The organism is Roseibium algicola, assembly GCF_001999245.1.
Classification (GTDB): Bacteria; Pseudomonadota; Alphaproteobacteria; order Rhizobiales; family Stappiaceae; genus Roseibium; species Roseibium algicola.
On sequence record NZ_CP019630.1, the window covers coordinates 3,003,606 to 3,018,104 of the forward strand.

General features: G+C 60.3%; 12 protein-coding genes. 7 read left to right on the forward strand and 5 right to left on the reverse strand.

Going from position 1 to position 14,499, the window contains the following annotated elements:
- Positions 1-99 precede the first annotated feature (99 nt).
- On the reverse strand, positions 100-1,923 hold the full coding sequence (gene typA, locus B0E33_RS14085) for a translational GTPase TypA (protein ID WP_023002822.1): 1,824 nt from the start codon (positions 1,921-1,923) through the stop codon (positions 100-102).
- A gap of 204 nt (positions 1,924-2,127) precedes the next feature.
- Between typA and B0E33_RS14090 the strand changes: the two genes are divergently transcribed.
- Both B0E33_RS14090 and B0E33_RS14095 read left to right on the forward strand, forming a co-directional pair.
- Positions 2,128-2,589, forward strand: coding sequence for a MarR family winged helix-turn-helix transcriptional regulator (locus B0E33_RS14090; RefSeq protein WP_023002823.1), 462 nt, complete (start codon positions 2,128-2,130; stop codon positions 2,587-2,589).
- Positions 2,586-3,797 carry a multidrug effflux MFS transporter gene (locus B0E33_RS14095; RefSeq protein ID WP_023002824.1) on the forward strand — a complete coding sequence of 404 codons (1,212 nt, stop codon included), beginning with the start codon at positions 2,586-2,588 and terminating at the stop codon, positions 3,795-3,797. Before B0E33_RS14090 ends, B0E33_RS14095 begins: the two co-directional genes overlap by 4 nt.
- Positions 3,798-3,997: 200 nt before the next feature.
- Here the strand turns inward: B0E33_RS14095 and B0E33_RS14100 are convergent, their stop codons facing one another.
- On the reverse strand, positions 3,998-5,572 hold the full coding sequence (locus B0E33_RS14100; RefSeq protein ID WP_077291533.1) for an alkaline phosphatase D family protein: 1,575 nt from the start codon (positions 5,570-5,572) through the stop codon (positions 3,998-4,000).
- A gap of 294 nt (positions 5,573-5,866) precedes the next feature.
- On the opposite strand from B0E33_RS14100, the gene folP reads away from it, so the two are divergent.
- The 3 genes from folP to B0E33_RS14115 all read left to right on the forward strand — a co-directional run bounded on the left by folP (position 5,867) and on the right by B0E33_RS14115 (position 8,741).
- On the forward strand, positions 5,867-6,703 hold the full coding sequence (gene folP, locus B0E33_RS14105; protein ID WP_167579642.1) for a dihydropteroate synthase: 837 nt from the start codon (positions 5,867-5,869) through the stop codon (positions 6,701-6,703).
- The gene (folK, locus tag B0E33_RS14110; RefSeq protein WP_077291535.1) at positions 6,700-7,215 is read left to right on the forward strand and encodes a 2-amino-4-hydroxy-6-hydroxymethyldihydropteridine diphosphokinase; all 516 of its coding nucleotides are present in this window, start codon (positions 6,700-6,702) and stop codon (positions 7,213-7,215) included. Before folP ends, folK begins: the two co-directional genes overlap by 4 nt.
- Positions 7,216-7,325: 110 nt before the next feature.
- Positions 7,326-8,741 carry a sulfatase-like hydrolase/transferase gene (locus tag B0E33_RS14115; RefSeq protein ID WP_077291536.1) on the forward strand — a complete coding sequence of 472 codons (1,416 nt, stop codon included), beginning with the start codon at positions 7,326-7,328 and terminating at the stop codon, positions 8,739-8,741.
- Between the two features lie 63 nt (positions 8,742-8,804).
- Here B0E33_RS14115 and B0E33_RS14120 read toward each other — a convergent pair whose 3' ends face one another.
- The 3 genes from B0E33_RS14120 to B0E33_RS14130 all read right to left on the reverse strand — a co-directional run bounded on the left by B0E33_RS14120 (position 8,805) and on the right by B0E33_RS14130 (position 11,515).
- Positions 8,805-9,497, reverse strand: a complete 693-nt coding sequence (locus B0E33_RS14120) for a hypothetical protein (RefSeq protein WP_077291537.1) — start codon at positions 9,495-9,497, stop codon at positions 8,805-8,807.
- Between the two features lie 10 nt (positions 9,498-9,507).
- Entirely contained in the window at positions 9,508-10,728 is a 1,221-nt protein-coding gene (locus B0E33_RS14125; protein WP_023002831.1) for an argininosuccinate synthase, read from the reverse strand.
- 166 nt (positions 10,729-10,894) lie between these two features.
- On the reverse strand, positions 10,895-11,515 hold the full coding sequence (locus tag B0E33_RS14130; RefSeq protein ID WP_062486631.1) for a TetR/AcrR family transcriptional regulator: 621 nt from the start codon (positions 11,513-11,515) through the stop codon (positions 10,895-10,897).
- Positions 11,516-11,696: 181 nt separating this feature from the next.
- Here B0E33_RS14130 and B0E33_RS14135 point away from each other — a divergent pair, with 181 nt between their 5' ends.
- On the forward strand, positions 11,697-12,158 hold the full coding sequence (locus B0E33_RS14135) for a (2Fe-2S)-binding protein (RefSeq protein ID WP_023002833.1): 462 nt from the start codon (positions 11,697-11,699) through the stop codon (positions 12,156-12,158).
- Between the two features lie 3 nt (positions 12,159-12,161).
- Entirely contained in the window at positions 12,162-14,348 is a 2,187-nt protein-coding gene (locus B0E33_RS14140; protein ID WP_077291538.1) for a xanthine dehydrogenase family protein molybdopterin-binding subunit, read from the forward strand.
- The last annotated feature ends 151 nt before the right edge of the window (positions 14,349-14,499 follow it).

A 14,499-nucleotide genomic window follows, 5' to 3' on the forward strand; every position in this document is an offset into this window, starting at 1 on the left:
GCCGCTGACGCGGTTCCTCAGGACGAGGTGCAATGGATACTGGCCCTCAGTAAAAAGCCCGGGACATTGCCCGGGCTTTTCTGGTTCGTTTAATCGGGCTTATGCCGATTCCTTGTTCGCCGCACGTTCCGCGCGCTTGCGCTCATGCGGGTCGAGGACGGCCTTGCGCAGGCGGATGGAGTCCGGTGTGACTTCCACCAGCTCGTCGTCTGCGATGTAGGAAAGCGCTGCTTCCAGCGTCAGCTTCTTCGGCGTGGTCAGCTTGACAGCGTCGTCCTTGCCGGCGGAGCGGATGTTGGTGAGCTGCTTGCCCTTCAGCACGTTCACTTCCAGGTCGTTGCCGCGGGTGTGTTCGCCGATGATCATGCCCGGATAAACCTTGGTGCCCGGATCGATCATCATCGGGCCGCGGTCTTCCAGGTTGAACAGGGCATAGGCAACTGCTTCACCGGTGCCGTTGGACAGCAGCACGCCGGTGTGACGGCCCTGGATCGGACCCCGGTGCGGCTCATAGCCATGGAACAGACGGTTGAAGATCGCCGTGCCGCGGGTGTCGGACAGCAGTTCGGACTGGTAACCGATGAGGCCGCGGGTCGGAGCGTGGAACACCAGACGGGTGCGGCCACCGCCGGACGGCTTCATTTCCAGAAGGTCGGCCTTGCGTTCCTGCAGCTTCTGAACCACGACGCCGGAATGTTCTTCATCAACGTCGATGATGACTTCCTCGATCGGCTCCAGGCGGTTGCCGGCATCGTCATACTGATAGACGACGCGCGGGCGGCCAACACCAAGCTCGAAGCCTTCACGGCGCATGTTCTCGATCAGGATCGCCAGAAGAAGTTCGCCGCGACCGGAGACGACAAATGCGTCCGGCTCGTCGGTGTCTTCCACCTTCAGGGCGACGTTGCCTTCTGCTTCCTTCTTCAGGCGGTCGCGAATGACGCGGGACTGAACCTTGGAGCCTTCGGTGCCGGCCAGCGGGCTGTCGTTGACGCGGAAGGTCATGGACAGCGTCGGCGGATCGATCGGCTGAGCCTGCAGGGATTCATTGACCGACGGGGCGCACAGCGTGTCGGCAACGGTTGCCTTGGTCAGGCCCGCGATGGCGACGATGTCGCCCGCTTCACCCTTTTCGATCGGCTGACGTTCCAGGCCACGGAAAGCAAGGATCTTGGAGATACGGCCGTTTTCAACCACGCTGCCGTCACGGGAGAGCGCCTTGATCGGCATGTTCGGCAAAGCGGTGCCCGACACGATACGGCCGGTCAGGATGCGGCCCAGGAACGGGTCGGATTCGATGGTGGTTGCCAGGATGCGGAAATCGCCCGGCTGGGCTTCCGGCGGTGACACCTTGTCGAGGACCATGTCGAAGAGCGGGTCCATGCTGTCCTGCGGGCCGTTCGGCTCCAGAGCCATCCATTCCTGCTTGGCCGAACCGTAGAGCACCGGGAAGTCGAGCTGGTCTTCATTGGCGTCGAGGGCTGCGAACAGGTCGAAGACCTCGTCCAGCACTTCATCGGCACGCTGTTCCGGCTTGTCGATCTTGTTGATGGCGACGATCGGCTTCAGGCCGAGCTTGAGGGCCTTGCCGAGCACGAACTTGGTCTGCGGCATCGGGCCTTCAGCAGCGTCCACCAGTAGGATCACGCCGTCGACCATGTGCAGGATACGCTCGACTTCCCCGCCGAAGTCGGCGTGGCCCGGTGTGTCCACGATGTTGATGCGGGTGTCTTTCCAGACCAGCGAAGTGACCTTGGCCAGAATGGTGATGCCGCGCTCACGCTCGATATCGTTGGAGTCCATCATCCGTTCTTCGGTGCGCTGGTTGTCGCGGAAGGCACCGGATTGCTTCAGAAGAACGTCGATGAGTGTGGTTTTGCCATGGTCAACGTGCGCGATAATGGCAATATTACGAAGGTTCATGAGTGGCTCCAAAAGACAGAACGGGCCCTTGGGGACCCGCAGCTTGTCTGGAAGTTGATTATGCTATGGATCGGCATCCGCGCCGAATTTGGCGCCTTTATACGTGGCGCGAGGGAATTGTGCAACGCAATGTCACATCTACGCATTGACAGTGCTTCCTGAAGCGCCGTATTCGTAAGGTAACCTTACTAAAATGGGGTGGCGATGGGAGTTCCAACTCCGAATGTCGGTGTCACCATGCTGGTCGTTGATCTGGCACGGTTGCTGCGGCGAAACTTCGAGGCGGAGTTATCCAAGGTCGACACTGGTCTGACTGCCGGAGAAGCGCGTACGCTGTTTTATGTCTGGCGACTTCCGGGTCAAAGGCAGGCTGTTCTGGCAGATGCGATGTATGTCGAGCCTATGACCTTGGTCGGGTACCTCGACACGCTCGAAAAGGCCGGATTGATCCGCCGCTGCCAGGACCCGAACGACCGCCGGGCCAAGATAATCGAGCTGACGCCGTCGGCCGATCCATTGCTTGAGAAAATTGGGACTGCCCTGCAAGAGGTGCGCTCCAGGGCGCTTGAGGACATTCCCGCCGACCAACGGCAGATACTGGAATCGCTTCTGCAGACCATGAAGGACAGCCTGCTGCAGGAGGTTTCCAAAGGGAAACAGAAATGACCGCCGACAGCTCAATCATGAGCGCAAGACGTACATCGCTTCTCGGGGCCGGGCTTGTCGCTATCGGCCCCATTTCGATGGCGCTTTATACCCCGGCCATGCCGGCCCTGGTCGAAGCCTTCGGGACCACCGATTCAGCGGTCAAGCTAACCCTGACGGCGTATTTCGCCGGTTTTGCCGTCACGCAGCTGGTTTGCGGCCCTTTGACGGACGCCTTTGGGCGCAAGCCGGTCACGATCGCCTTCCTGGTCCTCTATCTCGTCTCAAGCGTGCTGGCGACCTTCGCGCCGACTGTCGAGTTCATGGTCTTTGCCCGAGCCCTTCAAGGTGTGGGGGCCGCGGTCGGCATCGCGGTGTCGCGCGCCATCGTCCGCGACCAGTTTACCGGCCAGGCCTCTGCCAGGATCATGAATACGATCGCGATGATGCTGGCCCTTGGTCCGGCGATCTCGCCCACCATCGGCGGGATCGTGCTGGAACTGTTCGGCTGGCAGGAAGTGTTCTGGTGCATGGTGATCTACGGTGCGTTGCTGATGGTTGCGGTGCTCGTGTTTCAGGTTGAAACCAACCCGCAGCCCGGCAAGCATCACCTCAATCCGCGGCAACTTGCGATCAACTACGGCACCTTGCTGAAGGACCCGAGGTTTCTGGCGCCAAGTCTTCTCATCGGTTTCGGGCTTGGCAACCTTTATGCCCTGGCGACCGTCCTGCCTTTCATCCTGATCTATGAAGTCGGTCTCACGCCGTCCGCCTTCGGGCTGACCATGATCATCCAGTCGGGTTCCTTCATTTCGGGAACCATCCTGACCGGGCGTCTGCTTCGCTTCTTCGAAGCCCGCAAGCTGGTGCCCTACGGGCTTAGCCTCTGGGTCGTTGCGTCAACGCTGATGTGCTATGTCACGCTCACCCATGAACCGACGATCCTGACGGTCATGGGGCCGGTGGCGCTGTTCACCTTCGCGCTGGCGCTGGTTCTGCCGGCAAGCTTCACCGAATCCATGGCACCGTTCCCGCATATCGCCGGTTCGGCAAGTTCCATGCTCGGCTTTCTGCAGTTCGGCGGCGGCATTGTCGCCAGCCTCGCGATCGCCGCACTCGGAGAGCCGATCCTCGGTCTCGCTTTCATTCTGCCGGGTATGCCCATCGCCGGAATCATTCTGTTCCTGATCCTGCGCAGCCAGATCCGTCAGCCGGCGGCGGCGGAGTAGGCGCACATTATCCGCCTCTCCGTCGTCAGCCCGGCCAAGCGCAGCGCGAGCCGGGACCGGGGAGGCACAGCGCCGACTGATAAGTCTCCATCGGAAACACCTCGGCTCTCCGCTTCGCTGCGTCCGGGATGACGAAGGTAGGTTTTTTTAAAAACAAACGGGCCGGTTTCCCGGCCCGCTCTTTTTTCTGGAAACTCTGATCAGGCCTTGCGAACTGGGTCCAGCGTGACGGTGTGCAGTTCGACGTCGTCACGGTCCATCAGGCGGACGGTGAGCTGCTCGCTCTGGCCGTCGATGTCGACCAGGCCGAAGAACTGAAGTCCCATGGACGGGGGCAGGTTGGCCCCCTGTTCGGCGGTCGGGGCCTTGATGTACTTAAGCTCCGGGCCGAAGGTCATGTCGAGATCGTTCGGGCCGAAGGTGCCGGCATGGATCGGGCCGGAGACGAATTCCCAGAACGGTTTGAAGTCCTGGAACTGGGCCTTGTCCGGATTGTAGTAATGCGCGGCGGTGTAGTGCACATCGGCGGTCAGCCAGACGATGTTGTCGATGTCTGCCGTCTTGATGAAGCGCAGCAGATCGGCGAATTCCAGTTCTCGGCCCTTTGGTGCGCCGTGATCGCCGTTGGCAACCGCTTCGGCGCCAGCCTGGTCTTTCCAGTTGTCCCAGACGATCAGGCCGATAGGCATGTCGCAGGCGATGACCTTCCAGGTGGCGTTGGAATTCAGAAGTTCACGCTTCAGCCAGGCAAGCTGCTCGGCGCCGAGGATGCGCGAAGCCGGTGTCATGGTGTCTTCCATCGAGGCGCCGTTCGGCCCGCGATAGGAGCGCAGGTCCAGGAAAAATACGTCCAGCAGCGGACCATAGGCGATCTTGCGGTAGACGCGGCCCGGCTCGGCCGGGGTGTAGCGGATGGGAGCCAGCTCGTGGAAAGCCCGGCCGGCGCGAGCGGCCAGAAGGTGGATGTTCTTCTCGCTGTAGCGATCGTCGGACAGGAGATCCTTGGAGGACGACCAGTTGTTGACGACTTCATGATCGTCCCACTGGAAGAAGGTCGGGACTTCCGCGTTGAACGCCTTGAGGTTCTCGTCCATGAGGTTGTATTTCCACTGGCCGCGATATTCGTCCAGCGTTTCGGCAACCTTGGATTTTTCTTCCGTGACGATGTTCTTCCAGACGGTGCCGTCCTTGAGCTCGACGGTTTCCTTCATCGGGCCATCGGCATAAATCGTGTCGCCGGAGTGGATGAAGAAGTCCGGCTGATGTTTTGCCATGGTGGCGTAGGTTTTCATGCCGCCGCGGTCGGTATCGATCCCCCAGCCCTGGCCGGCGGTATCGCCCGACCAGGCGAAACGAATGTTGCGGCGGGACGCCGGGGCAGTGCGGAAGCGGCCGGTCATCGGCTCGGATACGGCATTGACGTCGTTCAGGTCGGCAAAGGCGACGCGATAGAAGACATCCTGATCGGACGGCAGGTTCTCAAGCAGTCGCTTGACGGCAAAATCCGAGTCGGGAAGCGCATTGATCGGGGCAAGGCGCCGCGGCGTTTCGAACGTGCCGGTGGTGTCGATTTCCACCAGCATTTGCGCCGGACGGTCCGAGCGGGCCCAGATCATGCCGGAATTGGCATCAACGTCGCCGGACTGAAGACCGTGCGTGATCTGCGGGCGCGAGGCCGCACGCGACAGGCCCGGCATGGCTAGCGGTGAGGCCAGTACCAGACCGGTAGCAACCGATGATTTCAGAAAATTGCGTCGAGAAACGTTTGAAGACATTTTCAAGCTCCGTGGCTGGGGACCGCAGGGGCGAGTCCCTTGGCAAAAACATCAGGTGCTGAAGCTCCGTGACAGACGGATGTCCGTTCCAAGACCGTTTCCCGAATTTTTGATGACGGCGTGTACAGATTGCCGGAAAACCGCCGCCGAACGATTGAACCTCCAAATTGCTTCCAAATCGTGATCGTCCACAGCCTTGGAGCGGGGTCAAGCAGGGCGAAGTCGCATTGGTGCCGCTTGACCGTCGGTGTCAGACGGGCCAAACACGTGCCTGACCGTCAAAAGGACGCAATGATGCCGACCCCGACAGCCTACGAGCCGCCGCGTTTCGACGCCGGACACCAACGCCCCCACGTGATGGGGATCCTGAACGTGACCCCGGATTCCTTTTCCGATGGCGGGCGCCACGCCAATGCGGATGCCGCCTTGCGGCGTGCACAGGAAATGATTCTGGAAGGGGCCGATATTCTGGATGTCGGCGGCGAAAGCACGCGGCCGGGGTCCGAACCGGTGCCGCTGGACCTGGAATGGTCGCGGCTCGATCCGATCCTCGATCAGGTGATCGACATGGGGACGCCCGTATCGATCGATACCTACAAGGCGGAGATCGCGCGCCGTGCCTGCGCGGCAGGGGCGGTCATCGTCAATGATGTGTGGGGTCTGCAAAAGGATCCGGCCATGGCTGACGTCGTTGCCGAGGCCGGCGTGCATGTGGTTATGATGCATAACCGTCTTGCCGCCGATGCCGGACTGGACATTCTTTCGGACATCGACCGGTTCTTCGAAATCTCGATGGAACTGGCGGAAAAGGCAGGGATCGCCAGGGAAAAGCAGATCCTTGATCCGGGCTTTGGCTTCGGCAAGACCATCAACCAGAATTTCATCGTTCTGAACCGTTTCGAAACGCTGAAGAAACACGGCCTGCCGCTGTTGGCCGGTGCGTCGCGCAAGCGCATGATCGGAGCCGTGCTGGAAGCGGAAACGGAAGACCGGCTGTTCGGATCCGTTGCCGTTCACATGACGGCCATGCTGAAAGGGGCCGCGATTGTGCGGGCGCATGACGTAAGTCCACATGCCGATTGCGTGCGTATGATCGAGGCAACCCGCCTGGAACGGAACCCTGTCGAATGAATGCCGAAAATGCGATGGCTGACGCCCCGACCCGCTGTGCGCTCGGGCTCGGATCCAACCTTGGAGACCCGAAAGCCAATCTGGATGAGGCCATCCGCCGGCTGGAGGAAACGCCCGGCGTCATGCTGGTGTCCAGGTCCTCCGATTACCGGACGCCGCCCTGGGGGCCGGTGCCGCAGGACGATTTCCGCAATTGCTGCGTGGTGATCGATACCACCATGAGCCCGCAGGCGCTGTTGAAGCGCTGTCTTGAAATCGAGACCGAACTCGGACGTGTACGCGACGTGCGCTGGGGACCGAGAACACTGGACATCGACGTTCTGATCTACGGTCTGCAAAAGGTTGCCGAAAACGACCTCGAAATCCCGCACCCGCGCATGGGCGACCGGGCCTTCGTTCTGATCCCGCTCGCCGAAATCTGGCCCGACGCTCCACTGGGCGACGGCCGCACCGCGATGGAAGCATTGGAAACCTGCCCGGACCAGGATGGCGTGGTGAAGCTGGACGGGTGAAGTTTTGAACCGAGCGGCGATAGCGCCGGGGCGGCGAAGCCGACAGTTGGAACGTTAATTTAAACATTCTTGGACAGGATCCGGCTGGAGATTATCCAGGTCCCGTATTCATGTCAGTTGTTCAAAGTCTGAAAAATGCTCTTGAGAAGCGGCATCTCCTGTCGGCTGATACGCTCATGTTTGCCTTTGGGTCTATCCTGATCCCGAACGCCGTCTTCATTTTTCTCAGCTTGTTCTACTGCCCTTTCCGGACGTTCTTCGTTCTGCTGTTGTCCTTGATCTGCCTGCTGGGTCTCTACCTGCATCGGTCTGTCTTCTTTGTTCTGCTTCTTGCGGTGATGACCGTTGACGTTCTTGTCCTGATTTCCAACTTTTTCCAGATGCCGTTGCCAATGCTGATCGACTCCCTGCGTTACGCCGGCAATCTCAGCCTGATGAATTCGGCAGTCTACCTTGCGGCCGCCGTTGTTCTGCTGGTGTCCTTTGCCCTGACGTACAAAGTCGTGGTTCGCACCCGTCAGAACCGCCAGACAGTGAACCTGGCGCCTTTTTTCGTGGTGCTCGCGATATACGCCGGTATCGACTGGTGGGCGAACTCCCTGCCTCAGGAATATGCGCTGGCAGCCACGAGCGTTGAGGAAAGCTATGTGCCGACCGGCGATGCGGCCAGTCTCTACAGCGGCCTGGAAGATCATCTGGACGATGCACAAAAGCGCAATGTACTTGTGGTGATGGTGGAAGGCCTGGGTGCGTTTGCCTCGCAGGAACTGCGAGACCTGATCTGGCAGCCTCTGTTGGAACGCGATGTTGCCGAGCACTATGTCGTTGAACAAGGCGACGCGGTGTATTTCGGGTCGACGACCTCCGGCGAGGTTCGCGAGCTTTGCAATCTCAAGGCGGATTACCGGGATTTTCGCGATCGGGAGAGTGGTGAGTGTCTGCCGCTGAAAGCCGTCAAGGCGGGATACCGTACGGCCGCGTTTCATGCCTTTACGGGTAATTTCTTCGAACGGTTCGATTGGTATCCGAAGATCGGCTTCCAGGACCTCTTCTTCATGGAAAACAAACTTGGGTTTGGCGCTGACCGAACCCTGCCCCTGTGCGGGATCGCTTTCCAGGGATATTGCGACGAAGACGCTGCCGAAGCCGTTGGGAAATTTCTGTTGGAAGCTGACGGTGACCGCAAGTTCGCCTATTGGCTTACGCTGAATTCCCACAAGCCGGTCAATCCCGGTGAAGTGCCGCCGAGATTTTCCTGTGACGATGGCGGCAGTGTTTTTGGAGATGTCGAACTTTGCCGGATGGCAGAGCAGTGGGTGAATGTCTCACATCTGGTCAAGGCCATCGCGCTTGATGAAAGTCTCGCGGAAACCGAAATTGTGCTTGTCGGCGATCACCATCCGCCTCTTTTTTCGCGGAGCGCACGCAACAAGTTTGCTCCAGGAAGAGTTGCCTGGCTTCACCTTAAGCCCAAAAGAGACGAGCAACAGACACTTGCGGCAAAGTTGCCAGATGCCCAGGACTAGTCTGGCTGTTCTGGGAGCAAGATCTGAGTTGGGTGTTAATCTGTTCCAGTTTGGACGGTCGTTTCAGAGCGTTGCCAGTCCAACAAAACTCTCCATGTGAAACCCGGCCGTTGCCTGGCTTTGCCGGTGTTCCTGGCCAAAGGGGCAGGCCCGTCTTGCCAGGCAGCCGGACCAGCAATCCAGGTCGCGGCTGGTCGCCAGATGGTTTCGGCAGTCAGTGACCTTGTAGCCTTCGTGCACCGTAACGGCACCCACCGGGCAAACCGTTAGGCAAGGTGCGTCGGTGCAGGTCGGGCAGGGGCCGTCCATCGTGACCGGCTTCGGTCCCTCAAAGAGTTCCGCACTCAGAAACGCTGCGCGGAAGCCGGCCCAGGGGCCGTAGTCGTGATGCGCTAGAACGCCGAGCGGGCTTTGGGAGAAGCCGCCGCATTTCATCGCCCATTGCTGGAACGGATAATAGGGCGGGCCTTCGAAGGGAAACACCGGTTCGTAGCCGGATGTCTCGGCAAGGTCCAAAAGGCTGCGCCGCGTATATCGGTCGAGAGGATCCGGGTGGCCGTTTTTGTATTCCGGACTTGCCGTCAGGTGCGGCCAGATCGACGGACCGGTGCTGCCGATCAACAGAAGGCTTCGGGCCTGCTTGCCGCAGGCAAGAGCTGGAACGGCAACGGTGCCATCAGGAGCAAAGCCGCCGAGCAACAAAAAACCGGCGGCAGCAAGGTTCTGTTCGAGCTTTGCTGCCGCCGGTCTTGTCATGTCAGAGATCTCAGCCGATCCGGTCGCGCTTGGCGAGGGTGCGCAGGCGCAGGGCATTCAGCTTGATGAAGCCGGCGGCGTCCTTCTGGTCGTAAGCACCCTGGTCGTCCTCGAAGGTGACCAGCTCTTCGGAATAGAGCGAATAGGGCGAGGACCGGCCGACGAGGATGACGTTGCCCTTGTAGAGCTTCAGCTTGACGGAGCCGGTGACATGCTCCTGGCTCTTGTCGATCAGGGCCTGCAGCATCTCGCGCTCCGGCGAGAACCAGAACCCGTTGTAGATCAGCTCGGCGTAACGCGGCATCAGTTCGTCCTTCAGGTGCGAGGCACCGCGGTCGAGCGTGATGGATTCCATGGCGCGGTGCGCCGTCAGGAGGATGGTGCCGCCCGGCGTTTCGTAGATGCCGCGGCTCTTCATGCCGACGAAGCGGTTCTCGACCATGTCGAGACGGCCGATGCCGTTGTCGCGGCCATAGTCGTTGAGTTTGGCGAAGAGCGTTGCCGGCGACATCTTCTCGCCGTTGAGGGAGACGGCGTCGCCCTTCTCAAAACCGATCTCGATGTAGGTGACTTCGTCCGGAGCTTCGGTCGGGTCAACCGTGCGCTGGAAAACGTAGTTCGGTGCTTCCTCGGCCGGGTCTTCCAGCACTTTGCCTTCCGAAGAGGAGTGCAGCATGTTGGCGTCGACAGAGAACGGAGCTTCACCGCGCTTGTCTTTCGGCACCGGGATCTGGTGCTGTTCGGCGAACTCCAGAAGGTCGGTCCGGGACTTGAACGTCCAGTCGCGCCACGGCGCGATCACTTTGATGTCCGGGTTGAGGGCATAGGCGGACAGTTCGAAACGAACCTGGTCGTTGCCCTTGCCGGTCGCGCCATGGGCAATCGCGTCGGCGCCGGTTTCTTCGGCAATCTCGATCAGGCGCTTGGAAATCAGCGGCCGGGCGATGGAAGTGCCGAGCAGGTAGACGCCTTCATAGACAGCGTTGGCGCGGAACATCGGGAAGACGAAGTCGCGGATGAATTCCTCGCGCAGGTCGTCGATGTAGATTTCCTTGATGCCGAGCATTTCGGCTTTCTTGCGCGCCGGCTCCAGTTCCTCGCCCTGGCCGAGATCGGCGGTGAAGGTCACCACTTCGCAGCCCAGTTCGGTCTGCAGCCATTTCAGGATGATGGAGGTGTCGAGGCCGCCGGAATAGGCCAGCACGACTTTTTTGATGTCACCATGCGCCATTTTGGGAAAAATCCAGTTCGATGTTCCTGGCGGTTTCCCGCCGATGAAAATTTGCGGCAATTTAGCCGGTTCTATGCATGGCGCAAGCCCCGCGATGCACTCATTTCGTCGCGTTTCGATCTACACGGGTCGATCTGCCATGTCGGGAAATTTTGGCGGGCGCCCGTTACTGCGCCGCCACCGTTTGCGCGGTTGCCTTGGCGCCGTATCGGGCCAGGAACATGTCGACGCTTTCCTCGATGATCCGTTCCATCTCGGGGCGGGTCGTCACGCGGCCGCTGTGGATGTTCGGGTAGAAGGATCGGGCCTTGATCAGGCCGAGAAATTGCGTGGCCGCCAGGGACGGGTCGTCGGCCGTGAGCTTGCCTTCACGCGTGGCGCGATCCATGAACTCGGTAAAGACGGAGATCTTGGTCATGCGGCTGTCCATATCGGCTGCAAGGGCCGGGTCGCGGATCGTTTCGCTCATGACCATGCGGGCCAGGCTCATGAAGCACGGGTTGATCATGAGCTCGCCTTCGGCCCAGCCGAGACGCACCAGGGCATCGCGAATGGGCGCCGCCGGGTCGTAGGCGACTTCAAGCGCCGAGTTGATCTGATCGGCAAGGCACTGGTTGATCTCCTTGAAAAGCACGTCCTTGCTTTCAAAGTGATTGTAGACCGTGCGCTTGGAAACCTGGGCTCGCTCGGAAATCCGGTCCATGCTGGCTCCGGCATAACCCTTTTCCTGAAACTCGGCGATTGCAGCCTCGACGATCTGCTTCTTTTTCTGATCCGATACGGACATTACCTACTCATATATACCCCGTTGCATTATCTGTCAGACGACAGGACCCCCGCCTCTTTAATCCCAAAAATCGCGCCCTATGTAAACTCTGGCGTTTACAGGTGTGCAGTTACGAACTAAACTGCACGGTGTAGTTTACATCCTTTAGCCAGAATTGGCCAGCCAAAGGAGACGCCTCCTCATGTCAGTGACATTAAAAATCAACGGGGAAACGCGTACGCTCGACGCGGATCCCGAGAGCCCCCTGCTGTGGGCTCTGCGCGACGAGCTGGGAATGACGGGGACAAAGTTCGGTTGCGGCATTGCTTCCTGCGGTGCCTGCACGGTTCACATGGACGGTATTCCGGTCCGGTCCTGCCAGACGTTCGTTGGCGACCTCGAAGGTGCTGAAATCACAACGATCGAAGGTATCGACGGCAAGGCGGCTGCCGCTGTCCAGGCCGCCTGGAACGAGCTGGACGTGCCGCAGTGCGGGTATTGCCAGTCCGGCCAGATCATGGCCGCAACTGCCTTGCTTGCCGAAACGCCCAAGCCGACCGACGAGGACATCGACGCAGCCATGGACGGCAATGTCTGCCGCTGCGCCACCTACGCCCGGATCCGCAAGGCCATCCACCTTGCTTCAGACAAGATGGAGGCCTGAACCATGCTGCATCTCCTGAAACAACCGCTGGCAGCCGCAATGCCGACACGGCGCACCTTCCTGAAGGTGTCCGCCGGTACCGTTGGGGGCCTGGTGCTTGCCATGAACCTGCCGCGTTCGACTGCCTCGGCCGCCGAAGGCGAGTTCATCCAGCCCTTCGTTCACATCCGTCCGGACAACACGGTGGTGGTGCTGTCCAAGCACTTCGACATGGGGCAGGGAACGGCCAGTGGTCTGTGCAGTCTGGTCGCCGACGAACTCGACGCTTCCTGGGAGCAGGTCAGTGTCGAATTCGCACCGTCAAATCCGCAGGTCTATGCCAACTCGCTGTTCGGCGTGCAGGGCACCGGCGGGTCCACGGCCATGGCGAACTCGTTCATGCAGTACCGCCAGGCCGGTGCCGCGGCAAAGGCGATGATCGTTGCCGCCGCGGCAAAGGAATGGGGCGTGCCAGCGGATGAAATCACCGTGTCGGGCGGCGTGGTCTCTCATGGTGTGGACAAGACCGCGACCCTGGGTGACCTTGCCGGTCTTGCCGCCAACGAGGACGTTCCGGCAGAGCCGACACTGAAGACACCGGACCAGTGGGTCTACATCGGCAAGTCCTTCCCGCGTCTCGACGTCAAGAACAAGACCGTCGGCGCGCCGAGAACCTACACGATGGACTTCCAGCGTGACGACCTGCTGGTTGCCGTCGTTGCCCGCTCTCCCCGTTTTGGCGGCAAGGTGAAGTCGTTTGACGCCACCGAAGCCAAGAAGGTGCCGGGCGTCGTCAATGTGCTGCAGATCCCCAACGGGGTAGCGGTGATTGCAAAGTCCACCTGGCCGGCAATCAACGGCCGGTCCCTGCTCGAAATCGAGTGGGACGATGCCGAGGCGGAAACCCGGTCAAGCGATGCGATGATCGCCGAACTGAAGGACATGACCACCAAGCCGGGTGTGAAGGTTCGCGAAGACGGTGATGTCGATGCGGCGCTGGAAGCTTCGGCCAAGGTCATCGAAGCCGACTATGACTTCCCGTTCCTGGCCCATGGCGCCATGGAACCGCTGGACATCGCCATGATGTTCGACGGTGAAACCGCGGAATTCTGGTTCGCTTCCCAGATCCCGACCATCGATCACAACGTGGCGGCCACCGTACTCGGCATTCCGTTCGAGAACGTCAAGATCAACACCCTGTGGGCAGGCGGCTCCTTCGGGCGCCGTGCCCAGGCCGATGCGCATCCGGTCGTGGAAATCACCACCCTGGCCAAGGCGATGCAGGCCGCCGGCATGGCGCCGGCTCCGGTGAAGATCGTCTGGACCCGTGAGGACGACATGGCCGGAGGGTACTACCGTCCGATGTCGGCTCACCGGCTGCGGGTCGGTCTTGATGACCAGGGCAACGTGACGGCGTTCAAGTACAACATCGCCGCCAAGTCCATCGTCAAGGGCACGCCTTTCGAAGCCATGCTGATGAAGGACGGTGTCGACCACAACATGACCGAAGGCGCGCATGACACCACTTATGCGTTTCCGCTGATGAACATGGACCAGTCCTTCCAGGAGACGAAGGTCCCGGTTCTGTGGTGGCGTTCGGTGGGTCACACCCACACGGCCTACGTCATGGAAACCATGATCGATCGTCTGGCCAAGGAAGCCGGCAAGGATCCGGTTGCCTATCGCCTCGAGATGATCAAGGACGATCCGCGCAAGGTGGGCGTGTTGAAGCTAGCGGCTGAAAAGGCGGGCTGGGACACACCTTTGCCTGAAGGGCGCCACCGCGGTGTCGCCGTGCACAAGTCCTTCGGTTCCTTTGTGGCGGAAGTGGCGGAAATCTCCTTCCGCGACGACGGCACTGTGAAGGTGGAAAAGGTGACGGCAGCGGTCGACTGCGGCACGCCGATCAACCCGGACAATATCCGGGCACAGGTCGAAGGCGGCATCGGCTACGGCCTTGGTGCGATCCTGCGGAACCAGGTGACGCTCGCCGACGGTGTTGTCGAGGAAACCAACTTCGACACCTACGAACCGATCCGGATGTCCGACATGCCGGAAATCGAGGTCCATATCGTTCCCTCGAATGAAGCACCGACCGGTATCGGTGAGCCCGGTACTCCGCCAATCGGCCCGGCTGTCGCCAACGCGATTGCCGCTGCCAAAGGCGAGTGGTCAACCAGCCTGCCGCTGGCAAAGTCCGGTCTCGTCTGAGCCTCGCCGAAGAATACAAAAAGGCCGCCTCCGGGCGGCCTTTTTCATGAGGGCGTAGCCTTTGCCGAAGGCGCCAAGCCCCGAACTAGGGGCAAATGTGCGGTCTATCTATGGTGGTATTATTTGAAGATGAATCCTTAGGTATAAGAAT